We start from the raw sequence: 24,365 nt of genomic DNA, 5'->3' as shown, positions 1-24,365 counted from the left end.
AATCAGCAAAGCTATCCTATTTCCATCCGTGTACCTTTGTCGGCCAACTCATCCGCTAAATCGTTAAACTTGTCGCCGGAATGTCCCTTTACCTTAACGAAGCGCACCTTTAAGTCTTTTGACACTTCATCAAATAAAGCAACATACGCCTTTGATATAGCTGCGTTAGCTGCCCATTGTTTTTCAGCCCAAGAAGCAATTCCTTGGTAATCGTAAAAGATCGCAATCTCATCAATCTGGTTTGCTTTTGCCCATCTTACTGCCTCGATACAAGCAAACACTTCGCCAGCAATTTGATAACTAGAGATAAATTTAGGATCATTTCCACCGAAGGAAAGCTTCTCTATCACTTTTTCACCTTTTAAAATAACGACACCAGAACCATATTGCTGCCGAGCTTTATTAAAGGAGCCATCTACATATGCTTGGTATTCATCAGGATTTACTGTTTTTTTCTCTGAACTCATATTCACAAATTGCTGTGCTTCTTCTTTTGTCGGGAACGATTTAAAAATTGCACCAGGAAAGCCCTTTACCTGCTTTTGTGCATCGTTCCAGGTTGTATATACTCCTGGTTTTCTTCCAATTCGAATTGCGTAAAACTTTGCCACTTACTTATTACCTCCCATGAAACTATGAAATCAGTTTGCAAGTAATTATAACTTACCTGCAGTTTTTTTACAGTATATTATTTAAACATCTAATGGAATTGTTTCATTATCATTTGTTGATTTGAAAGTGTTTTTCCTTATTCTTTTGTTGAATAAAAAGCTAATCCTCACTATACCTGTTCATCAGTTCTTTTATCATCTGGCATAATTTGTTTCTCAAACGTAACGGTGAAAGAACTTCAGCTTCACCCCCCAGGGAAAGAATGAATCCGTAAAGCCATGGTGTATCAGGAACCTCCGCTCGCAATGTGCCGGTTCCATCTTTTGCTATGGTAACCTGTGACTCATGAAAATCTTCATATAAGCGATGCACCATTTCGGCTGAACATTTTAAAACGAGGGGGATCATTGTGTAAGAGATTTGTTCCGTTTTGTCCAGTTCTTTCACTGGCAGATTCTTCCGATCAAAGGTTTCTACTTTTACAAACACCTCAGACATTCGAGTAATTTTAAAGGTTCGATACGTCTGCTTTTCCTGGCAATAGCCTATTAAATACCAGGCTTGAGATTTATAAAGAAGCTTTATTGGCATCACAATTTTATTGCTCTGTGCCATTTGCATATTGATATAAGAAAAACCAAGCATCTGGTTTCTACTGATTGCTGAAATGATTTTATTGAATTTGTCCTTGTCTTCACCTGTGCGTCCCCAACGGGAAAAATCTACCTCGATCAGATCAGATGGTTGGTTCTGGAACAAGCCTGATAGCTTTTCTAATAAAAAAGATAGGTCATCTTGTTTAGTCGCTGCCAGACTGCTTAGTGAAAGTAAAATCTTTTTTTGCTCTTCACTAGTAAGAGTTGTTTTGCTTAAGACAAAATCATTATCTATGAAAATCCCACCGCCTGTTCCTTGCGAAGTATAAATCGGAATTCCTGCACTGCTCAAAATATCAATATCTCGAAATACAGTTCGAAGGGATACGTTAAAACGCTGAGCTAATTCCGCAGCAGTTGCGGAGCGATTAGCCAGTAGATAATGAGTCAGGGCAAATAATCGTTGAATTTGCATAGAATTCTTCCTTTTTCTATAATCCTAACACAGTTTAATTAAAAATTATTCAACATGACATATCTTGTCATGTTGAATTGATATAATAAATGTAGGTTATTCAGAAAGGAGCAGTTTTTCATGGCCGTTAGTATATTTGATGATAAAGCTACTACACCAGATGATACAATGTTGCTGTCCGTATTAAAAGAAGCACAGCTTCTTTGGAACGAGGCCATTCATTTTGTAGAACAATTCGGTGGAATCACACAAGGAGAATGGAAATTCTACACTAAAGCAGCTGGTTGGACCTATGTAGTAAAGTCAAATAAACGTACAATGTTTTACCTGATACCAAAGGATGCTCATTTGCAAGCCACTTTTGTTTTTGGTGAAAAAGCTGTTGCAGCTGCTGAAGAAGCCAATTTGCCAATTGATGTACTAAAAAATCTAAGATCTTCGAAAGCCTATGTTGAAGGCCGATCGATCGCCATTCTAGTGAAAGATACGGAAGACCTAAGTGTTTTTAAAAGGCTAGTAACGATTAAAGTGGAAAATTGAGCCCTAAAAAGAGAAGCTGGTTGCAGCTTCTCTTTTTTATAAATAACAAAAACTTGCTAGCAGGCTACTGCCGTAAGCTTCTTTGCATCTATTTTTAATCATTAATCGCCCATTCAATTTCAATCAAGCGAGTCAATCCAGATACAACAATTTCAGCATCCGCTTCGTCCTCTTGCTCAGTTTTATTTATCCATAGAGGCAGGCTAGGAGAAAGCAGCACTACTTCGTTTCCATTACGTAGTCGAGCAATTGGCACAGTTCGTAGTTTAGGCAGCAGCTCAGAGTTCGGCCGCTTAGCAATAAATACTGAAGAAATAGAATCTAAATAATTCATCAGCTGTGAATAGCCTTCTTCCTGTTTATTTCTCAAGTAAAGCTGTTCTAACCCTGCGAGAATTCCCGCTTTCTCGTTTTCAAGATTCATTTTTACCAACCCCTCCCCCGTATCGTTCTACTTATAGTTTACCCTAGTAAATGCCTGTTGTAATCAACTTTATGAGACTTTGGACTATTTTTTTAACCAAAATTTTCTATCCCATACATAATCTAACTAGTCTTTTCTCTTTTTTTAAATAAGTGTACGTATTAGCATGTTATCACTTACTATATACCTAATCTTTTTTTAAGAAACAGCCACCCGCATAAAACGAATGGCTGATTGTATCCCATTTTTGGGTATTATTTATTAAATTGCTATTTCTCAAGTCTAATCGGTACACTTGCCTCGCTGTCTTTTTCAGTGTAGTCAGCGAGAATTAATTCGTCATTCTCTACCTGAATATTTTTCATAGTTCCACTTTTGATTGAGTAAATTTCCTGCATAAATTGAAGCTCTATCTCCGTCTGACGTTCATTAATTTCATAGGTGGCCTGCCCTTCGCCATTGTCGTTGGACAATTCCGCGATACCATTCCCCCCAAAGATCATTTCAACCGAACCTTGCTCACTAACTAGTTGCCACTTATCCGAGTTCTCTATTAAGATATTACGGATATTCGGTTTCTCCTCCCCACAAGCACTCAAAGCAGCAATACTAATTGTGAGAACCATAAATAATAAACATTTCCCTAACGCAAACTTTTTCATATAGTCGTATTCACCTTCTTTGTATATTCAATAAAACTCTTGTAACCTCATACTTCTATTATATAGTAATATAGCTAAAAAGGATTACATTTTATCGTTGAAATGATCTAGATTGGCTAAAATTTCTTTCTTTGAAAAAGTTTTCTTAATATATCAAAAGCATCTCAAACGATTAGATGAAAATTAATTCATACTGTTTCAATTACTAACTAAATTTTGATGTACATATAAGCTGCCTCCCAAATTTTATATTCTAAAATTCAGGAGGCAGCTTATGTATTTTATTTATTATAACTTTCAGGTAAGATAACTATTTTTAACTAGATTTGTGTTTATTTCGCCAATAATTTAGTAAGACTAATAGCAGCATGATGCCACTGGTTATCAATGCTGTTTTTAACAACAAATGATTCTCAGTAGTCAACTTTTTCTTCTTCACCTTTTTACTAGGATCATAAGGAACTCGTTTTCCACGGACCAACAACCGGTGAGAATTGACTCCATAAGGGGTACAGGTCAATAGTGTCACGTAGTCCTCTCCCTTTACTGATTTTAATAGTTCTGTGTGTTCCGGTTCAATGACTGAGATCTTATCTACCTCATAAGCTAGGGTCTGATCCAATACATGAACATAAAAAAGATCACTTTTTTTCAGTTCAGTTAAATCAGTGAACAACTTTGCGTGAGTTAAGCCGGTATGGGAGGTCAGTACCGAATGGGTCCCTTCGCCACCAATCGGTAAAGCAGAACCTTCCAAATGTCCCACGGCTTTGCGCAGGACATCCTCCTGGGTTCCGTGGTAAACAGGCAAATTCACATCAATACTAGGAATTTCAACCTGAGCCATTATTCCCTTAACCCTCAATACTTGATAATAATTGGCAGGCATCACAATGCCTGATCCTGGTATGAAAGGATCATGAGCTGGCTGACCTAATAAATTTTCGTTGTAAATTTTTGCCTGTTGAAAGACTTCAGCAATTTGCTCAGGCGTTAGCTGGTCCACCTTCTCTTGATAGCTCTCAGCTACTTGGGTCGCATTTTTCTGATTAAAATAATTTCCCAAGAATGGGTATACGATGATACCGACCCCTGAAATTAATAATCCAATGATTAAAATGGCTCGTTTCATCCCCAACCTACCTTTCCTATGCAGAGAAAAAGCCGAGAATTCTCGGCTTTTTTACCTCAATTACGCAGCTTTTTTCTTATTCATTGTTAACAGAACTGCTAAACCGATCAAAATAATTCCGCCAATCACCATTAGCAACGTACCTGCTCCACCAGTATTTGGTAGGGTGAATCCACGTTTGTTTTCAATATCCTTTGTTTGTATATGTTGAGTATTGGCATTTTCAAAGGTTACCTCTACTGGTCCGTCTAGCAAGTTGTATTTATCTGGTGCTAAGGTTTCCACTAAATAATACTTGTTGTACGTTTTTGTTCCGCCAGCGTTTTCTGTGTAGGTTTGAAGACCTTCAAAGGATTCAACGTAGAAGGTATCTCCGTCAAGTCCTAACGTCTCACTCTTAATAGCATGCGATGGAATTGCGACCCATTTCTTAGCCGTGTCATATCCTGTTTCGCCAGGAGCAACGATGTCTTCGATGTGTGTATTAGTAGCATCTAGAACAACCCGGTAGTATTCTCCTGCTTTAGCAGCAGCTTCAGAAGTTGCTAATTGGAATTGGGCACTTTTGTTAATTGATGTGTCGCCACCGGAGTAAGTTTTTTTGATTTTGATCTCACCTGTGTGTATTTCAGAAGGATCGGTCGTAATTTTTCCCGTTTCACTTGAACCATTCTCAAAGTCAATATCGGCTTTATTCTCGATTTTGTTTTCGTCGTCATTTAGAATATTTCCGTTGACTGTCGTTTCAAAGTCAATGGAAATTTTCTCAATCCCAGTAGCTGCAGCTAATTTAGCAATCCCAGCTGTTGTTAACGTAATGACAATCTTTTCTTTATCAGCAGGGGTAGCTGCAGTATGAGCAACAGTATAATCAGCAGGATTATTCAGTGTCACTAAAAGATTAGAACTAGCATCAATTCCTTTTACCACTACACTATGAGCAGGTGTACCAACATAATTCAATCGTTTATCCAGCTCATCGGTTACTACAAATTGATTATAGTCTGCAAAGTCTGCTGGTGCATTAGCCGTGATGGTCCATTTCACCTTGTCACCAACGTTTACCGATGGTTTTTCCGGTTTTTTCTCGGGGTTCAAACCTTGGTTTTTTGGATAGACATGGACATCGTCATTCCAATCTGTGCCGTCAGCAGACGTCATTGGGACTGCTACAATAAAAGGCTTTGCCCCCGAGGTGATTTTCTTGTCTTCATTGCCAGTACCTTGTACTTGATACCCAGTTGAAGCTGCTAAGTTTTCTTCTACATAATAATAGCCAGCAGGTAAATCTGTGTATTTTAGCTCACCATTGGTATCGGTCTTGCCACCTGTAGTAGCTGAAGTTTTCTTAGTCAAATCGTACTTATGCTCAACTGCTCCCTTTGCCACAGTTAATTCATTATTTGTTCTTGTGTACGTCCAACCATCTTTATCCGATGGCGGTGTGGCAGGTGCAAGTGGATTCCCCTTTGGTGCTAACTGATACACATCAAATTGAATTCCAGAAATAGCAGGATTGGTAATTCCTGGGTTCAATTTCTCACCAGTACCCTCGCCCTGTATATCGTTCGCTGTCTCCGCCCAGTGTTTATGAATCGTTAAGTCACCCTTGGTTGGTTTTGCACCTGGTGCAGCAAGCGCCGAAAGCCCCCCACCTAAGATTGTTGCTAAAATGAATAGCATTGTGATTAATTTACTTATTTTTTTTCTCATCTTCTTTCCCCTTCTCACTCATTCGTTTAGATTTCTTTCGGTTCTGTGAAAGAATAATCCCAGAACCCAATAAAACAATACCTAGTACCACTAATGCCATTCTCATATAGCCACCTGCTTTCGGCAGACTATTAATTAAGTAATTCGGCAAATAGTAATTGCCCGCTTCCACTCGGAATGCTGGCGGTAAAGGGTCTCCACGCCCCTTAATCGCTTCAATCTCACCATAAAAATTAATTGTAATAATCCAAGAGCCTAAGGGCAGCTGATAACCAGGGAGCGTCTTTGTTTCTACCAATAAATAATCTCCTTGGACAATATCTTCAAAAGTAACTTTTCCCTTATCGGAATTGCTTTCACTGCTTATTTTTTCAATTGGATTTGTCAAATCCCATTTTGTATTTACTGCTTCCGGATCTTCGCTTCCCGTCTCACCAGCCTCGCCTGCTTTTGGCTTATAGAGTGAGAAATGGACTCCACCTAACGGATTTTGTTGCCCATCTTCCTTGTAAAAACTAGTTGCCTTAACTTTGTTAGTTAAGTACAGATCTTTTTTATCGTCACTGATTTTATGACCAGGACTTTCGGCATCAATACCAGCATTTTCTTGGACGACTTTGTATTTCACGTCAAAAATTTCAAACTGCTGCGTGGTTGGATTCCAACCAGTTTTCACTAACCAATAGCCTTCTGCTAGCTGATATCCGCTGTAGGTACTGGTTTCACGAATGGCATACCAATCAAAATTTTTATTTTCAGAACCACTTAATCCAGTCTTCCCAATGCTCGCAAAGTATCCTTGATTATCGGTCGTCACATTTGAGTCCAGCTTCATCCATTGCGGTGACCAATAATATGGATCACTCTCATTAAAATACCCGCCCGCAGTCCATCGATAAATATCAAACTGAACTTTTTGTTTATCAGACGACGGCATAGGCTCATTACGTTCATTCACTTTGAATAAAGAAATCTCAGGCTTACGATTTTTCAAGATATACTGATTGTTGTTATTGCTGCTAGGTTTTTCAAAATCCGGCTTGTCTACTTCTGTTCCATGCGCCCAACTTGGCATGGAGAACATAGTCTCATCGCTCAATCGGACAACCCAATAAACTTCTCGGTCGCTATTTTGGTCTAATTTATTTTCTGGCAAAACATACCCTGGATAGGTCTCCACCTCTACAATGGCATAATATTTCGCTAACTCTGCAGGATCATTAATCTCAGGAACTCGAATTCTTCCTAATGCATCCGTCGTAACAGTATAGAGTTTGTTCCAATCACCAGGTTTGCTTTTCGGTCCTGTTCCGTCTGGATATGTTACCGGGCGATCTGGTCCAATATACTCATAAATATCAAAAACTACCTTTTTTTCTCGACCTTCTTCATCAAATAGCTGATTACCGTTTGAATCTACAGACGGCATCATATCACCGTTTAATCCTTGCTTATAAAAGGTGAAAGGTACCTCCGCAGCGATAGTATAGTACAACTCTATTATTAATTCGCCATCTGCAGTTACGCGCCCTTCTATCAATCCATGCTCGATGGATAGAACCTCACTATAGTTATAAGAGGTTAATAACTCCAGCAATGGTTCGCCAATAATTTTCTGTCCGATATAACCTGACTTTTCTTCTGTTTTATCCAGCCTGAAATTATCTTTTGCTGTACTTACTTCATTTTTCTGTACATAGTGTTTAACAGTATATTTGGCCTGTGGTAATTTCTTGTTCCAGACTGTTACTGTCGGTCCTTTGGAAGTAGCTGAAGGAATTGCAAATTCATCTGATACAACGGCTTCTCCATTCCAGTTAGGAGAGTTTTCTTCATCATAACCAGCTGCAGCCTCGGTCTCGACAAAACGATACGTCCCATCAGCTAAACCTAATGCACTAAAATCAACCTTCACTAATCCATTTGCTATTTTCTCTACCGTGACGCCATTTTCTATTTCATAATAACTGATGCCATCAGTAGTAAAATAAACTACTTCATCACTCTTTTTGACATCCGCCCACTTCGTGCCATTTTTGACTTGCAATTTGAATTTTGCACCATTAATTGGAATGTAACCGTCGTTTGCATCGCGCTCGACATCAAATTTTTGCAGCAGTACTTGATTGGCATTCAAGCTGATACTGCCGTAAGGATTTTGTAAATCAGCCTTACCGGTATTCCTTTTCGGCATCGCTTCTGGAGTGGGGCGATTCAAGGTTAACGCACTATGCGTATAAATTTCCGAAGTGTTTTCTATTTCACCAGATGGGGTATCTGGTGGATAACGAATAGCTAGAGAAATATTGTATGATGCACTTGCTCCTTTGATGACATTTGAATCACCATACGTAATGGAGTAATAATTTTCTAATAATTCACGATCCTCTTCAGCGTAGTACCCGAGCTTAATTGAGAAGTCAGCTGCTTGAGCAGCAAATTCAGTAATGTTCACCGATTGATTCGAAATCGGATTCGTAATTGTCCTGCCTGTATATGGACTGGTTGTTAATTCGCTAAGTTTTTGCTGCTGATTATCTGCTTTCTTCAGTGAACCGTAGTGCATCATGACGGTTGATACTCCAGAAGCTTCTTTATAAACACCGTATTGATAAGGTGTACTTTGAATTCTCTGCTTGAATGCTGCCTTCGTTTCACCAGTTCCTTGTGTCAGCAAAGAAAAACCCGTTCCTACCTTGGGTTTAAGGATCGCTTCAGTATCCGAACCCGAGCGATATGTAGGACCACTCCCGTAATCTGCTAAAACAAACGATTGATACCCAGCTACCGAAGATGGATATACTCCCGTTTGCTGATTATAGTTTTCAGGTGTCAAACCAATCGGTATTTGAATATACGCAGCAATTGTCAAAGCGGCCAGCTCAGCACCGGCTGGCAATACATCTTCTACATAACCACCTAATTCACCGCCGCCCTCTTTTCCGATGGGCGCGTCAACATCCGTGTAATGACTTCCCCAAGGATTCCATACATCTCGATCAGGTTTATTTAGATAAAAACCTTGATTCTGGCTTCCTGCACCACCATTTACACTGTAATTTACTTCATCTCCGCCCAATTCAACATTCGCAGCACCATTAAATTGGATTCCCCACTGAATCGTATTGTTGGAAGCTGCTCCTCCAAACTTGTAGGAGAATCCATTCGCAGCATTCAATGGTGTTTTCTCAAAGGTTATTGCTTTTGCTAGTGCATTCCCATCTTTATCCTGTCCAAAGGTTACTTGTTGTGTTCCTTCCTTCATCACATAGTTCATGAATCCTGGAAACTCTAGTTCAGTATCCAAGGTATTAATGTGAAGTTGGTCTACTCCGTCTAAAAATTCGACACGAACAACCTGTTTATCCTTTTCTGTAGAATGTTCAATTCGATAGCGATAAACTGGTTTTGGCCCTTCTTCAGTATCAATCGTGATTGTACTCCAAGCACTTCCCGGCGCATACCAATGTCCACTATTAGAATCTTCAACTTGAGGGATTTCCAAAACAAAATAATCGCCAGGCAACAGGTTTCTCTCTAACTTTTCAGCAACAATAGTCCAAGAGAAGCCAAAGGTATAGGCTTGGTTCGAAGCTGCAGTACTCTTAGGCTCTGCTGTCAATGATTCACGACTGCCATTTTTATCTCTAAATAGTTCCCAGTCGTTTACAACTACTGAACTAAGAATATCTCCTGCAATAGCTTTCCCTTGAAATGTCTGGATTTCCTGCGATGTGGTTGAAGATTCCGTTGTACTTTCCTCTAAAGAAATTGATTCACTTGATCCGTTAGTACTGCTTTCAACGGACGCTTCTTCCACTCTTTCTGTACTGGATAACAACTCATCATACTTGCTCACCTTTTCACTCAAAAGCTCAGAAGAAGGAGTTGTCGTTTCCTGTGATTGACCGAGCGAAAGTGTTGGAACCAAAGTAGAAAACAAGAGAATAACAATAACAAACAAACAAAAAATATTTTTTTCGTCTTTAAAAAAAGTATTCATCTTTTGTTTCATCCCCTTCTTCCCTTTACTTAGTATGAACATTGAGATTAAATAATTATATCTAGAAAAATTAATTAAAGAAAAATATGTTGCCTTAAAAATAAAATATAACTAAGATTACTCTAAGTTTACTATACAGTTTTCTTCATTTCAATCTTTTAATGTATATTATGCCGAAATACCTTGCACAGATTATGTATATCATAAGTAAATCTATAAACTAATTACTCCACTCAAGAGAAAATGATATATAAAATCAGGATATGCTTGACAAGAGAAATAACTTTTAGAACATTTTATTAGGTTTTACGTACCTTCTTATTCGACCGGAATTAAGTGTGCAATTTGAAGGCAAGACAAACTCTCCTGTATAAATAACGCCGCCTGTTTGAACAGTCCTCTATACTATTAGAAAAAAGTAACACTCCTAAACCCGTTGCCGTACTAGATGAATATTTCGTTAATCAAGTGGTTTTGGTACACGTTGGTACGTAGATTTACTTTTTGATATGCTCATGCAAAAAAAAACACCTAATTTTGATAGGTGCTGTGGGAATTTCTAAAAGGACAAAGCATAATCGATTGTCACAGAATATATTTCATTTCGCTAGAACTTATCTACCAAAGCACCCATCAAAAGCATTCAAAAAAACAGCCTGAAACAAAAGGCTGATTTATTTTTGATATGCTACCCCTATCTAGGACAAGGAAATAATTAAATCCTAGATAGGGGTATTTGTTATGGGAAAAAGAAGGATGAAGCTGAGTCCAGAAGAACGTCTAAAGATTGTCGAGAGTTATCTTAGACATGAGATCAGTTTGAAGAGAGCCACCAAGGAAGCACAGGTTTCCACAGAAACAATCAAACGATGGTGCAATTTGTATGAAAATGAAGGAGCCGCAGGTTTGGTTGCTTCAAGAAAGAATAACAATTATTCGAAGGATTTGAAGCTGATAGCCGTTCAAGATTACTTTACTGGTGGAGGCAGCCAAGTTTATATCGCCAAAAAGTATGGATTAAGAAGCAAGAGGCAACTACAGGACTGGATCAAGGTTTATAATACTCATAAAGACTTCAAATCAGAAAGTGGTGGAAGTAGAATGAGTCAAACCCGTGAGACCAGTCAAGAGGAACGTCTGAAGATTGTATTAGAGTGTCTAGCCAATAATAAGGATTATGGAGCGATGGCAATCAAGTATCAAGTGTCCTATCAGAACGTCTATAACTGGGTGAAGAAGTATGAGCAGCGAGGCTATGACGGGCTTCAAGATCGGCGAGGCCGACGCAAAGCGAAACAAGTCGGCCGAACACCAGAAGAAGAACAAGCAATTGAGCTAGCCAAATTGAAGAGTGAGATTAGACAATTGAGAATGGAAAATGACCTGTTAAAAAAAGTGAGGGAATTGGAGAGGAGGAATCGTTAGGGTAATTTCGAAACGTGGCTGCTTACCAAGCAATCAAATTCTTGCACGAAGAAATGGACTACCCGATAAAACCCTTGTGCGAACTCTTGCGGATAACACGCTCTGCCTATTATCGCTGGTTGAAACATCCAGAGAGTGTACGTGAACAAATCAATCGTCAAATCACAAAAGACATTCGAACAATTCATGAGAAGCATCCAGATATGGGGTATCGTCGAATTAAAGATGAATTGAAGCGGACCTATAAGATAAATGTTAACGATAAACGAGTCTTACGCATCTGTCGTCATGAACAAATCCAATCGAGGATAAAACATCCAGCAAATTGTATTACAAGGCGTGCTTATGCTCCGTACTACAAAGCAAAGAACGTTTTGCGTGGCCAATTTCATGCAGAGGCGCCGAATCAGAAGTGGGTGACAGATGTTTCAGAATTCAAGTATTTTATTGGACCAATAGTCAAAAAACTCTATTTGAGTGCGATTCTAGATCTTTACGATCACCGCATTGTCACGTATGTACTGAGTGACACCAATGATTTGGACTTGGTCTTTGATACGTTTGATCAAGCAGTCGAATTGGAGCCAGAGGCTCATCCAATTTTCCACAGTGATCAAGGGTTTCAATATACCCATGTGAACTTCTTCCGCCGCATCGTAAAAGCCGATATGATTCAGAGTATGTCTCGTGTAGGGAAATGTACTGATAATGGGCCTATGGAAGGTTTCTGGGGAATGCTTAAGCGAGAAAACTATTATGGACGAAAGTTTACCAGTCGCGAAGAACTCGTCACAATGATTACTGACTACATGAAGTACTACAATACTGGACGTTACCAACGAAAATTACAAGTAATGACGCCGATGGAATTTCACAACAATTACTACAAAGCTGCATAAATCACCAAGGTATATTCAAAAAAAAACTACTCATCTATTTTTGATGAGCAGTCCACAAAATTTTTATACTATTTCACTGTCCTATTGACGGGGTGCGCACCATTTATTGAATAGCTTCTTTCCTTTACTAAAAAGTAAATTTTCTAGTGACTCGTTCTTCCATGCGGGGAGAAAACAAAGCATTGACTACCAACGGCTTGCGGAAAACACAAATTTTCCACACACTATTTCGTGGTTTAAGTATCAAAGTACCTAATTTATCATCAAACTACTTCTTTCAGAAGCTTGTACGTACTTTTCCAAACTACTGAACAAACATCTCGTAATTGCTGCAAAATGAAAAGGAATGACTTACTGAAAAAAGTCATTCCATTAATTCCTGTAACTAAAACTGTAAAACTTCAGCAAAGGTATTTTCTTGTAAAACAAAATTCGTAACTGGTAGAATGCATTTTTCTTCAATGCCTTTCCCTTGGCAAATCAACGCATTAAAATTGTGTTACCAACAATTACGATCGATCCTTAGCCCTGTTCTTTCTTCAACTCGTTGATCTTTTTCAGACTCAATCTGGTCACTTGAGCAACTTGTTCTGACGCCATACCCATTTTTAAGAGATTTACTGCAACTTCTAGTTTTCCGATGTCTATTCCTTGATCCAGCCCTTCCTCACGAGCTGTAGCTAATTCGACATTCTTTATTGCCTTGGCCTTATCAATTCTCATGATCATTGCTTTTTCCTCCTTATCTAGCTGATAATAATCAATTTTTTGTTTTGCTTCTTTAATATACTCTGGCGCACTCTCGTCAACTTCACCTGTTTAAAAAAAATTTTGCCATATTCAGCTACAGCTATTACCTTCACTTCGGTTCGCATGATTTTCATTGTGTCGTGGGTTTCGTAATTCTAGCAACACACTAGTCGTTCACCAGTTAGATACTTGGGTCGACAACTGAAAAAACAGCTTCACTATAACTCGCAAATTGTACGTTGTATCCAGTGAGAGAAAAAGCCTTACTCAGGACCGAGTAAGGCTTTCGCGTTTCTAGCATCCGAAATCTTCCATATTCGCAAGTAAATTACAGCATACTTTGTAAAGAAATACATGTTAGTAGCTTTCGAAGCAGGAAGTGTACGACGATGAAACAGCAATCTGTGGTTTGTGATAAGAATTTATAATTGAATTCTCCCTGGTAGTGTTTTTAGACAAACCTATTTTAGTCGAATATTCCTTATGAGTTATTTTTTATGTGTTGCACTTAAATTGAAAATCCAAGTCTATAATTTAACCGCATGGATAGCTTGTTTAAAAAACGAGCTAACCACTTGCTGCAGTTAACGGGAGAAAACTTGTGCTAGCTAAAGATAGGTAGTTTAAACTGTCTTTTTTATGAAATTAATTTTCCATATGATCTATTTGGTAATTGTTAATGAAATACACCGGCGAAGTACATTATCGCTAATCCGATTATAGCAATAATAGTTCCCCAAAATAATTGGTAAAACATGCTTCTATCACCAAAAAAAGCCCTCAAAAGAATAAATTGTTTACCGAATAAAAAAATAGCCATTCCGATTAAAAAAGTGACCATTCCAATGATTCCAAATGTGCTCATCCTATCACCTCAATTCTTATCAACTGGACCAGTTTAACTTTACAAATAAAGATTTTGTCATTTCAGAAATACTTTCTTTGAATCAAAAACTATCCTTTTCTTACTAATCTAAGCTTTGACAAGTCATACTCGACTTCCTGAACATTGCCATTTTTCTTTACGAATCCAAACTTGTAATTATAGGAATAGTTATTTCCTATCAGCATCTGCTGCGAGTTCTTTCTCTGATACTTCATTTGGAATGATAGCGTAAGCAACTTCAGTCTTATACGTTTCTGAGTAATACTTATATCCAAAATGACCTACAGCTATTACTTCTATAACTATTATTCCAATATTTTTTCAGATATCTCGCATCTTATGTAAGCATAGCAAAAATATGTGACTTTACTCATTTATGTATCTAACACTTTTGTTAGATTCTGGATTTCATGTACCCTTGCACTATCAAAACCTGTGACCCAACGGTTATGAGTCGTATGCTCTACCAATTAAGTTAAAGATATGTTTAGTCGCCACTCGATGATAGCAAGTGCTTTTCAAGACATACAAAGAAAGTGTACAAAAATTATGTGTTTGTACACTTTCTTTGGACTGTAACTTTGAAATTTCACTGGTTTTATACCCATAAACTTATCAATAAATCCTCTTTTTCTGTACACTTAACGATCTGCAACTATCATTCTAACGATTAACCAATTCCTTCTTCAAATTCTTCAGTATTCATTGATCTATTTTCCTCTTTTTTATCACCTGTATTTTTATCTAACCTCTTTTCTTTACACAAAGAAGTTAGATAAATTCCAGATAGGCTTGGGAGAACAATTAGAATAACTGGCAATAGACTTTTCGTAAACCAAACAGACAAAACCATCAATCCAAGAGAAAATAGAATTTCTTGAATATTGCCATTTATTATTTCTACTAATGAATACTGTCGATTTTCTTTCGGCGTTACAATGAATTTTGGTTTAATCCCAATCCATGCTTTTGTTGCTCCATAAAAACTGATCCAATATAGTGAACCATATAGAAGGAATGCAGAAAATAAGTATCCAATACTTTTAAAGAACGGATAACGTCCTAATAAATAGACCATGTCATTAATTGTGGGCGCGTACAAGAATATGATTGTCGGTGTCATTAGCCATAACGGATATCCTGCACTCACACCCAATAACGGCAGCAGGATTAAATTGATAATCAAAAATAGAAAGAATACTGTAGACATTGGCAAACTAAACGTGAATAGAACCACATCCAATTTTTCAAACCAGCGTAAATTTTTGCTGTAAAATAATTTTTTTGCATAGTTGCTTATAAATTCTAAATTTCCCCCTGTCCATTTCAGGTGCCTCTTTTTAAAGGCAAAGTAATCTACTGGATATTCTTCCTCACATACAATAAAAGTAGAGAACGCTGTAAAATATCCTTTAATTTTAGCTTCTATGGAAAAACACAAATCTTCTGCAACAAGATGCGGAAACCGTTCCACTGATTCAAAGCATTCTTTAGAAATCATTGCTCCATGTCCTAAAAATGACATAAACCCATATCTTTCTTTCATTGCTTGATAGGTTGGCCAATGTGCATCCACTCCTACAGAAAAACGTTCCATGAATTTCGTTCTGTTTCTAGTCGATATATGATTTGCCTGTAACAGTCCTACTTCTGGATAATAGGAAAAGTATTGTAAGGCCTTAGCAATAAAATGTTCTGGAATAATTTCATCACTGTCTAAAATAACAAAAAAATCATAATCCTCACGACCGACTAGATAATTATTCAAGTTACCCGCCTTATACCCCTTACGATTTTCTCTTCTTATCACTTCAATTGAATGAAGTTGAGCAAAATTATCAATTCGTTCTTTGTACTGATTTTCACTGGAATCATCCAGAATAACTGTTTTATAATTTGAATATTTCTGATTCATAGAAGCGAATAAGCTTTCTTCTATAAAATCATTACAAGTGCAGTAAAGCAACAAAACACGCGCATCCTTGTATTTGGGTAGCAACTCTGTTTCCAACACCTTTAGTTCTTGCCTTTGCATTTTTTTATACTTAAACTGATAAAAGAAAATGTAAACGATATCTTTGGTTCCATTCAACCAAAAATATAGAATGAAAATAGTATTTACAATTAAAAGTATAATTGTCCATACAGATACATGCATTGCTCTATTCTGCAGAATTGTATTAATGAAGGCAACTAAACCGAAGGCGCTCAAGGTTCCCCAAACAATCAGTATCCATATATACAGACTACCGTTTTTCTTTATTTCTTTTTTCCCTTTTATTTTTTTCAATTTGCCCAATCCCTTTCAGCGAAAAAACAGAAATTCCAACAATCAACAATCCTAATAAGATCGGAATTTTCATCAAATCTAGAGAATGCAAATCATTTTCAAACAGCGCTGCTAAAAAATCCAACCGTATTCCTCCCCTTTTCGTTATACTACGCAAATAATTTTTTCTGTTTTGTTATCATAAGTTATTTTCTCTTTATTTTCAACAAAAAAATTATTTTCTTCCTATTTTCAACGAAGAAAAAAAGACGGGGACACATGTAAATGACTTCTTGACAATTTTAACAAATAAATATACTACTCTAATAACTGTAAAGACTGTCCCTATAGCTCAGATATTAAAATCTTTCCTGTGTTATAAAAAAAGAGTACATCTATCAAAGTCTGACATATAAAAAAATATATAATTTAAACAAAATATTGTAAAATGATAATAATTGCAAGTTTTAAAGGTCTTTAGCTTATTTTTCACTCACTGAATTCCCACTCCTTAGGAATTAAGGTGGGATTCTTCAGTGATGAACCGTCCGCCCCTGCATTTTTGTTTTGGACTATTCCAAACTTAAAAGTATATCAACAGCCTATCCTAAACCAAAGCATATATTCTATCGAGCGATTTTTTAAACATTTCGGGATTCTTCATACAACCGTACAAGACAAGAAAGAAAAGGACTAAAAAAAAGAACGGTTAATATCTTTTAGATAATAATCGTTCGTTTTTTATTCAATATTATTTGGCTTTTTTTCTAAAATAAAGATACCCAACGACACTGCAAACTAAGAACGCGCCAATTATAGTTAACCAGGCTGCTTTTTCTTCCCCTGTTTTTGGCAACCATTTTTCGAACTTTTGTATAGTTGAATTTTCTGGTTTTGTTGGTTGGTTTGGTTTGGTAGAATTTACTGGTGTATATGTGTTAGTAATTAGCAAGTTTCCTGTATTTTCCCCAGTGATTGCTGCTGTGTAACCAGTTGGAACACCAATTTCTTTCAAACTGTACTGAATCACTTTTCCAGTTTTATCAGTGATTTTTAAATGTGTCCAAGTATATGTCCAGTTGTCTTTGGCTTTGACTTCCACTGGCTTACCTTGTTCCTTCCCATTAGCATAAAGTTGGATTTTTATACTTTCTGGACGAACCCTAGCTTGATCGTTGCTATCCTCCCAATGCTTGGTCACTGTTCCGCTAACTTCTCCTGGTGAATACGTATTGGTAATGTTGTACCCATCCATACTTACTGTATAATTTTCTACTGCATTTTCAGTCAAAGTATATACAATTTCTTTTCCGTTTTTGAATTTCGGTAAGTTGGAAAAGTTGTACTGCCATCCGTCAGCTTCGGTAATTTCTTTTTCAGCTACTTGTTGCCCGTCCGCTAACAAGTTGACGGTAATCTTGTCCGGACGCTTGCCATCTTGGTTGTCATTGTCTGCCCACGTTTTTGTTCCCTTCACTTCGGTTGATTCTGGTGTATGGATATTGACAATCTTCACATTGCCTTTATCCGAGGCATCCACTGTTGTAATGTAGCCTGGAACGGCACTTTCCTCTACTGTATAGACAATGTCTTGTCCTTTGGCTTTTTGCGGCAAATCATTCCAAGTCGTGGTCCAATTATTCGCTGCATTTAATGTAACAGGATGTCCTTGACTTTCGCCATTTGCTTTTAATTGAACCTGAATACTATTTGGACGTTTGCCGTCTTGATTATTGGCATCTTCCCATTGCTTGGTAACAGAAATACTAGTTTTACCTGGGGTGTAACTGTTGGTGATGTCGAAGCCTTTAATGTCTGTATTATAATCCGCTACTTGATTTTCAGTGACTGTATAGCCGATCTCTTTGCCGTTCTTGAATTTTGGTAAATTTTTAAATTCGTACGCCCAACCATCCGCTTGAGTCACATCTTTGGTAGCAATTTGTTGTCCATCGGCTAATAAATTTACAGTGATCTTATCCGGACGTTTGCCATCTTGGTTATCATTGTCTGCCCAAGTCTTAGTGCCCGATATCTTAATAAACTGTTCACCATTATTAATAGGAGGAATCGTGACAGAAGCTTCGCTCTCATCTTTTTGAGTCTCTCCATTTTCCCCTGCTATTTGAACATTGACCTTGTTCGAAAGCACTTCTCCCACTTCTGGTTGTTTTTCCGGCTTAGTTTCAAAAAATATATAAAAAGATTTTGTTATATCATCTAATCCCAATGGATTGGACGAATTCGACTGAATATCAAGAATTCCATCGTTCACATGATCTATTAAATATTTTGATACCATATAATTATATTCATCATGGTCTGGATTTCTTTCCATAGACCCATCAACTTCTAGTGTAGGTTTAGAAACATCATATGCCAAAATTGATTCCGGAATGATTTTTTGTCCTTTGTCAGAAATATCTTTAAAGATAAAGGGAACCGTATCATTACCTCTTAAATTGAAATTATTGTAGTTAAAATATAATCCCCATAAAGCATTCCCGTCTTCATTTATCCCATACGCTACTTTTTTGATGAATTCATTTTTGGGTATAGTATCTTTAAATCGATGAATTTCAACATATTTGTTATCACTGCTAACTTGATTTTGATATTGAATAGATATGGGTAGTTCTTGTGTTACTTTAGAAGAAGAGAGATTTTCTTTGTATCTAATGTTAATATCTAGCTTTATGTTCTCCGCTAAGGTATCTGTGTTTGCTTTTATGATAAAAGTGCCATCTTTTTTACTATCAGGTATTATTGTATAATCGCCAACAACAAACGGCTGGTCAGAATATGCCCAATCTGAATTGGCCACGGTGAGCTTTACTGTATCTCCCATTTTCATAGCTGGTAAAGTTAAATCCATCGCAACTGTCAACCAATCTGAAGTAGCTACTACGTAATCTTGACCAGAGGGGTAGCTCAAAGATGATGTTATACTCAAACTATTTTCCTCTGCGTTTACCTCAGGCTCTTGTATACTTTTCGTCTGGTTTGGCGCTCGTGTCTGTTGGTTCGTTGATTGAGTAGTTGCTGATGCTTGTTTTTGATCTGTTTGGGTATTTTTCAAAGTATCAGATTTACTAGTCGTTACTTCCTCACTTTTTTTCAGAGGATTTTCTTGTTGATCAGCCTTTTCTTTTGTGATTCCCGTACTTTTAGCTGCTTCTGCTGGCTGCATACTTTCTGACTGTGTTGCTTGTGTACCACTACTATCATTTGTCTCTGCCAACACCGTTAACGGTGCTGCTAAAAAGGAAGTCATCATCAAAAATATGCTCAGATAAGTCGTTAGTTTATTTTTCATTTACTTCGTTCTCCTTAGTTAATTTATCTCTAAGTTTATCCACTTGTTCTTCACAATTATATCAAAACAGCTAGTGGAAGAAGTACTCACATTCATTGATTTAGTTTATTTTTAATTATAGAAAGTTTTTTTCGATTAATTTCCTTAGTAAAAAATGCCAGTAAAATAAAAGAGTATAGGTGGACTGCCTATACTCACACTTTAATCCTCGAAAGGATCAAAACACATAACTACTTATAACATTACTCAACTTACTTTGGATATATCTATTTCCTATACTCACATAAAAAGAGAATCCTGCCCGATTTATTCATGAATTAGTTGGGACTCTTCCGTTCATGGAAGATTGGATGTAAAAAGTGAGCGATTACCAAAAATCTAATCACACAAAATTCAATAAATTAACACTATAATTGATTCATTCCAGATCACTGCTATTCTTTTTTATTATGATGTAACAGCAGGGTTCTGCCAGTTTTGTACGGTTAGTATTCTTTATAAATGTTTCATAAAAATTTAGATCATTATTTGGTCTATCACGTTACTTTTCTTGTCCCTAATTCTACTTCCCTATATACTTTAGTTATCATAAGTTTAGGGAGGTTTTCTTAGCATGAGAAACTATTTAGTTATGCTCGAGTTTCAACTTTTGAACGAAATTTAGATTTTCAAATTGATTCGTTGAATCACAGAGGTGCTCAATTAATCTACACTGAAACAGCATCCGGCTCATAACCAGCCGTGTGCAGATCCGAATTTTCAAGGTACGTAAAATCTAGAATTTAATAAAAGGGTTAGATAAAAAACGGATATGGAGTGTAACTATTGGTAACGCTTTTATTATTTTCAAGAATCCTATTCTATCACTTTTTCTTTTGGACCAATCAGTGCTACTTTCAGCTGTGTACTAATCACTATTTTAAAAAGCCTGTTTATATTAAAACAATGACATAAGATATATCAAAATGAATTCAGTTTTTTAAAGGAGAACTATGAATAACCTAAAGAACATCAGAATCCTATTTAGCATCTACATTATTGCTCTTATCCCATTTTATGTGTATGATTTACCCATTCATTTTTTACTGATTGACTCTTTACTAGCCTACTTACCATTAGAAATTTATTCTTACATGAAAGGTAGATTTCAAAAAAAAAGAACCACACTATTCTTCATCTTTTATATTCTGTTTATTCCTAACAATGCTTATTTATTAACAGATTTAGTTCACTTGAATCGCATCAATTTTTATACTTCGTCCAATCTAGTTATGTCAGAGAATGTTTTAATTTGGATGATGTTTGTCTTAGCAGTAGGCGGAATTTTAAGCCTATATATTTTAGGGGTACAAAGTGAACAAGCTATTCTAAGATTATTATCGGAAAAATATTCACTTACACGAAATAAAAATCTGACAATACTCTTTATCCTGTTCTTTTTGATTAGTATTGGTGTTTTTTTGGGACGTTTTTTAAGATTTAATAGTGTGAATGTTTTAAACCATCCAGTATCAATATTGCAGGCTGTTCCTACAATTTTTCGTTTGGACTCCATGGCATTTATTTTACTATTTACTATTTTGCAGACTATTTTATTTTTCGTTTTATCTTCAAGAGAATGAATGCTGATACTGAATGTATTCACTGATCCTATGAGTGGGGTAAAAATTACAAGATTTAGTTTAGAAACAACGATTGATTTTGTTCGCTCAGGAGATACCTCGGTTGTTTGGCGATTGGATCGACTAGGAAGAAAAATGGAAGATTTAATTTCGATTCTAAATAGAGTGAACGAATGTGAGGTTACTTTCCATAGTCTACAAGAAAATATTCCGATGGATGAATCTAGTTCTACTGGTCAATTGATGCCTTACTGTTCGCAGCTTTTGCAGAATTTGAACATAAATTTTAGAACGATCTGCAGTTGATCCTGCAACAGAACCTTTTTGATCTTTTTTTCATTTGCGTCTAACTACTCTCCAAGATTCTTTTTTTATGTAAGTTTTGAAATGGTATCAAACTAGAAAGAAGAATACTAAGAGTACACTCTCAAGAGATCAGATCAAATAATGAGTTGAAAATACGATATAAAACTAACAGAAGATATTAAGATTATACCTACGATAAACAAGCGGCCAGGCAAAAGAGCTGCCTGGCCGCTTGTATTATTCCATTGATTTCCCCTCATCAACACCAGTTGATCAAAAACCAACTATTAAATGAACTTTTTTATCTAAGTTTTCTTTGTTTTGAAATAAATATATATACTCCAATGATTAGAATAACCCCACCAAGTAGTGTGAATAATATAGTCTTTGATTCACCAGTTTGAGGAAGAAGCTTCATTGTTGATTTTGAATTGACAGGTACAGTGTTTCCTGTAGTCTTCACTAAATTGCTATCTGAAGGATTTACAGGAGGTACCTGATTATCTGTATATATATAAGTAACCGTTTGTGGGTCTGTGGTAAATGTTCCGCTGGCTGCTGCACCCTTAACTTCTTTAAATGAGTATCCGTCAATCGTTAGCTGCTCTGTTGTATAATTATCTCCAACATTTCCAGTCTTTATCACGTTAGGCGCTATCGTATTGCCATCAGTATCTTGGTATTGAACAGTTACTTCTGCAGAACCTATAACAGGATTCTTCGTATAAACATAGATAACTGTTTGTGGGTCTGTCGTAAATGTTCCGCTGGCTGTTCCCTTGATTTCCTTAAATGAATATCCGTCAATCGTTAGCTGCTCTGTTGTATAACTATCTCCAACATTTCCAGTCTTTATCACGTTAGGCGCTATCGTATTGCCATCAGTATCTTGGTATTGAACAGTTACTTCTGCAGAACCTATAACAGGATTCTTCGTGTAAACATAAGTAACCGTTTGTGGCTCAGTGGTAAATGTTCCGCTGGCTGCTCCCTTAACTTCTTTAAATGAATATCCGTCAATCGTTAATTGCTCTGTAGTATAAGTATCCCCTACATTTCCAGTCTTTATCTTATTAGGCGCTATAGTATTACCATCAATATCTTGGTATTGAACAGTTACTTCTGCAGAACCTTTAATAGGATCCTTAGTATAAACATAAGTAACCGTTTGTGGCTCAGTGGTAAATGTTCCGCTGGCTGCTCCCTTAACTTCTTTAAATGAATATCCGTCAATCGTTAGTTGCTCTGTAGTATAAGTATCCCCTACATTTCCAGTCTTTATCTTATCAGGCGCTATAGTATTACCGTCAGTATCTTGGTATTGAACAGTTACTTCAGCGCCCTTAACAGGATTCTTCGTGTAAACATAGGTAACTGTTTGTGGTTCTGTGGTAAATGTCCCGGTAGCTGCTCCCTTAACTTCTTTAAATGAGTATCCGTCAATCGTTAGCTGCTCTGTTGTATAACTATCTCCAACATTTCCAGACTTTATCACATCAGGAGCAATCGTATTGCCATCAGTATCTTGGTACTGAACGGTCACGTTCTCCCCTACATTCACAGGTTTTTTTAAATATATGTCTGTGTTTAATTGTGTACTAAAACGATAATTGCCTAATAGACTTCTAGTAGGTATTAACATATGATAAAACGATAAACTAGTGCTAAACGGTTTATCTAAGTCTATATCGGATAGATTTAGTTCACCTTTCTTTAGTTTAAAGACAAGGTTATCATCTTCCAAATATATAGCATAAACTAACTTGGTATCTTCTTGAGAAACATATACATAATCTAAAAAATTAAGTGGATTTTCTTCCTCTTCTGTTGTATCAAAATCATTATCCCATACTGCTTCTAACGGATATATGGACAAACGGGCCCCACTATATGAATCTGAAAAAGGGGTTCCTTTTTGATAAAAATCAGAAATAGGCAAGACTATTTTTCTATAGTCATCGATAGATGTTTCTAAACGTAAATTAGTTATTCGATTCATTGATGTATTGTCAGATAGAGAAAAAGAAGAATACGCATTATCATCATTTAAATAATCCCAAAACAAAGAGAAATTGGTGAAATCTGGGTTATAGTTTTCATTAAAGATCGCATGATTTCTTTTTGAATCATTTTTGATAGTTAAAAAATAGGATTGATTGATACTCATACTCGTATTAGTCGTATGATATAAGCTAATATCAGCGTATAACATTCCTGAAATATATTGTAACCCTTCCAAATTTTCTACATAATAACGTCCACTTTCGTTTGCTGCACTAAGGTCGTCAGTTAACATAAGATCCACAAATGATTCTTTATTATTTTCCAATAGCTCTTTTGTTAAATGATCGACATCAACATTATACTTTTCAGCAACTGCTTTTTGTAAGTTTTTATCCGGCATCCAGGTATCAATTGCTTCGCTATTATTAGTTGCTGTTTCAGCAAAAACAGAAACCGGTAAAAATAATTGACCTAAAAATATTATGGCTATACATAACAAATTATATGATTTTTTCATTGTATCCTCCCATTAATTGTTTCTTTGAATTATCTTGGATATCACGTGACTGCACTATCATCGGCCCATTTTCACGTAAAAGTTAGGTACACAAGTTCTTCCTGTGGAGAACTGATAATTTAAGGAGTGAAATGACGGCAAAAAAAGCGAAAATATTGGTTATAGAGATTTTTCCCCCTCTGCGCTTATAAGTCCTAAATGAAGATTTCCCAAA

The 24,365-nt window shown here is 36.6% G+C and carries 17 protein-coding genes and 1 pseudogene; 5 read left to right on the top strand and 13 right to left on the bottom strand.

All coding sequences use genetic code 11. The features are described from left to right. Positions 1-11 precede the first annotated feature (11 nt). Positions 12-611 carry a viroplasmin family protein gene (locus IGI46_RS23560; protein WP_429974399.1) on the bottom strand — a complete coding sequence of 200 codons (600 nt, stop codon included), beginning with the start codon at positions 609-611 and terminating at the stop codon, positions 12-14. A 160-nt stretch (positions 612-771) separates the two neighbouring features. Beyond that, positions 772-1,683: a helix-turn-helix transcriptional regulator gene (locus tag IGI46_RS23555; RefSeq protein WP_429974398.1), complete on the bottom strand. Its 912-nt coding sequence runs from the start codon at positions 1,681-1,683 to the stop codon at positions 772-774. A 120-nt stretch (positions 1,684-1,803) separates the two neighbouring features. On the opposite strand from IGI46_RS23555, the gene IGI46_RS23550 reads away from it, so the two are divergent. Further along, positions 1,804-2,223, top strand: coding sequence for a DUF3788 family protein (locus IGI46_RS23550; protein ID WP_429974396.1), 420 nt, complete (start codon positions 1,804-1,806; stop codon positions 2,221-2,223). Positions 2,224-2,317: 94 nt separating this feature from the next. On the opposite strand, the gene IGI46_RS23545 is transcribed toward IGI46_RS23550, so the two are convergent. The 5 genes from IGI46_RS23545 to IGI46_RS23525 form a co-directional block, all read right to left on the bottom strand. Next, the gene (locus tag IGI46_RS23545) at positions 2,318-2,647 is read right to left on the bottom strand and encodes a hypothetical protein (RefSeq protein ID WP_429974395.1); all 330 of its coding nucleotides are present in this window, start codon (positions 2,645-2,647) and stop codon (positions 2,318-2,320) included. Positions 2,648-2,916: 269 nt separating this feature from the next. Beyond that, positions 2,917-3,309, bottom strand: a complete 393-nt coding sequence (locus IGI46_RS23540; protein WP_429965457.1) for a hypothetical protein — start codon at positions 3,307-3,309, stop codon at positions 2,917-2,919. Between the two features lie 316 nt (positions 3,310-3,625). Further along, a complete protein-coding gene (locus tag IGI46_RS23535; RefSeq protein ID WP_429974394.1) occupies positions 3,626-4,441 on the bottom strand; it encodes a class C sortase in 816 nt (271 codons plus the stop codon). Between the two features lie 60 nt (positions 4,442-4,501). Further along, positions 4,502-6,154, bottom strand: coding sequence for a SpaH/EbpB family LPXTG-anchored major pilin (locus IGI46_RS23530; protein WP_429974393.1), 1,653 nt, complete (start codon positions 6,152-6,154; stop codon positions 4,502-4,504). After that, entirely contained in the window at positions 6,135-10,169 is a 4,035-nt protein-coding gene (locus IGI46_RS23525) for a SpaA isopeptide-forming pilin-related protein (protein ID WP_429974392.1), read from the bottom strand. Before IGI46_RS23525 ends, IGI46_RS23530 begins: the two co-directional genes overlap by 20 nt. A 729-nt stretch (positions 10,170-10,898) precedes the next feature. Between IGI46_RS23525 and IGI46_RS23520 the strand changes: the two genes are divergently transcribed. After that, entirely contained in the window at positions 10,899-11,582 is a 684-nt protein-coding gene (locus tag IGI46_RS23520; RefSeq protein WP_429963056.1) for a transposase, read from the top strand. Between the two features lie 14 nt (positions 11,583-11,596). Continuing rightward, entirely contained in the window at positions 11,597-12,481 is an 885-nt protein-coding gene (locus tag IGI46_RS23515) for an IS3 family transposase (protein WP_429963057.1), read from the top strand. A gap of 522 nt (positions 12,482-13,003) precedes the next feature. Here IGI46_RS23515 and IGI46_RS23510 read toward each other — a convergent pair. The 5 genes from IGI46_RS23510 to IGI46_RS23490 all read right to left on the bottom strand — a co-directional run bounded on the left by IGI46_RS23510 (position 13,004) and on the right by IGI46_RS23490 (position 19,702). Beyond that, positions 13,004-13,210 (bottom strand): hypothetical protein, encoded by a 207-nt coding sequence (locus IGI46_RS23510; protein ID WP_429965461.1) that lies wholly within the window; start codon positions 13,208-13,210, stop codon positions 13,004-13,006. A 697-nt stretch (positions 13,211-13,907) separates the two neighbouring features. Next, positions 13,908-14,096 (bottom strand): hypothetical protein, encoded by a 189-nt coding sequence (locus IGI46_RS23505; RefSeq protein WP_429965462.1) that lies wholly within the window; start codon positions 14,094-14,096, stop codon positions 13,908-13,910. 691 nt (positions 14,097-14,787) lie between these two features. Beyond that, complete coding sequence (locus IGI46_RS23500; RefSeq protein ID WP_429965463.1) at positions 14,788-16,407, bottom strand: glycosyltransferase; 1,620 nt, start codon at positions 16,405-16,407, stop codon at positions 14,788-14,790. Further along, the gene (locus IGI46_RS23495) at positions 16,364-16,531 is read right to left on the bottom strand and encodes a hypothetical protein (RefSeq protein WP_429965464.1); all 168 of its coding nucleotides are present in this window, start codon (positions 16,529-16,531) and stop codon (positions 16,364-16,366) included. Before IGI46_RS23495 ends, IGI46_RS23500 begins: the two co-directional genes overlap by 44 nt. 606 nt (positions 16,532-17,137) lie before the next feature. Further along, complete coding sequence (locus IGI46_RS23490; protein ID WP_429965465.1) at positions 17,138-19,702, bottom strand: Cna B-type domain-containing protein; 2,565 nt, start codon at positions 19,700-19,702, stop codon at positions 17,138-17,140. A 1,058-nt stretch (positions 19,703-20,760) separates the two neighbouring features. On the opposite strand from IGI46_RS23490, the gene IGI46_RS23485 reads away from it, so the two are divergent. Both IGI46_RS23485 and IGI46_RS23480 read left to right on the top strand, forming a co-directional pair. Continuing rightward, positions 20,761-21,324 carry a DUF1361 domain-containing protein gene (locus tag IGI46_RS23485; RefSeq protein ID WP_429974391.1) on the top strand — a complete coding sequence of 188 codons (564 nt, stop codon included), beginning with the start codon at positions 20,761-20,763 and terminating at the stop codon, positions 21,322-21,324. Positions 21,325-21,339: 15 nt separating this feature from the next. Beyond that, a pseudogene (locus IGI46_RS23480) lies at positions 21,340-21,602 on the top strand (recombinase family protein); the annotation flags it as partial. A gap of 329 nt (positions 21,603-21,931) precedes the next feature. On the opposite strand, the gene IGI46_RS23475 reads toward IGI46_RS23480, so the two are convergent. Next, positions 21,932-24,151: a MucBP domain-containing protein gene (locus IGI46_RS23475; RefSeq protein WP_429965467.1), complete on the bottom strand. Its 2,220-nt coding sequence runs from the start codon at positions 24,149-24,151 to the stop codon at positions 21,932-21,934. Between the last annotated feature and the right edge of the window lie 214 nt (positions 24,152-24,365).

Origin of the sequence: Enterococcus sp. AZ163, assembly GCF_050498925.1 — a bacterium.
GTDB lineage: Bacteria > Bacillota > Bacilli > Lactobacillales > Enterococcaceae > Enterococcus_A > Enterococcus_A ferrettii.
This window is presented reverse-complemented; position numbering and strand designations above follow the sequence as displayed.

Bases quoted from the DNA above. Each gene is read 5' to 3' on its own strand.
- IGI46_RS23540 (WP_429965457.1), bottom strand. From the start codon at position 3,309: ATGAAAAAGTTTGCGTTAGGGAAATGTTTATTATTTATGGTTCTCACA.
- IGI46_RS23555 (WP_429974398.1), bottom strand. From the start codon at position 1,683: ATGCAAATTCAACGATTATTTGCCCTGACTCATTATCTACTGGCTAAT.
- IGI46_RS23505 (WP_429965462.1), bottom strand. From the start codon at position 14,096: ATGAGCACATTTGGAATCATTGGAATGGTCACTTTTTTAATCGGAATG.
- IGI46_RS23510 (WP_429965461.1), bottom strand. From the start codon at position 13,210: ATGATCATGAGAATTGATAAGGCCAAGGCAATAAAGAATGTCGAATTA.
- IGI46_RS23525 (WP_429974392.1), bottom strand. From the start codon at position 10,169: ATGAAACAAAAGATGAATACTTTTTTTAAAGACGAAAAAAATATTTTT.
- IGI46_RS23535 (WP_429974394.1), bottom strand. From the start codon at position 4,441: ATGAAACGAGCCATTTTAATCATTGGATTATTAATTTCAGGGGTCGGT.
- IGI46_RS23490 (WP_429965465.1), bottom strand. From the start codon at position 19,702: ATGAAAAATAAACTAACGACTTATCTGAGCATATTTTTGATGATGACT.
- IGI46_RS23550 (WP_429974396.1), top strand. From the start codon at position 1,804: ATGGCCGTTAGTATATTTGATGATAAAGCTACTACACCAGATGATACA.
- IGI46_RS23475 (WP_429965467.1), bottom strand. From the start codon at position 24,151: ATGAAAAAATCATATAATTTGTTATGTATAGCCATAATATTTTTAGGT.
- IGI46_RS23520 (WP_429963056.1), top strand. From the start codon at position 10,899: ATGGGAAAAAGAAGGATGAAGCTGAGTCCAGAAGAACGTCTAAAGATT.
- IGI46_RS23530 (WP_429974393.1), bottom strand. From the start codon at position 6,154: ATGAGAAAAAAAATAAGTAAATTAATCACAATGCTATTCATTTTAGCA.
- IGI46_RS23545 (WP_429974395.1), bottom strand. From the start codon at position 2,647: ATGAATCTTGAAAACGAGAAAGCGGGAATTCTCGCAGGGTTAGAACAG.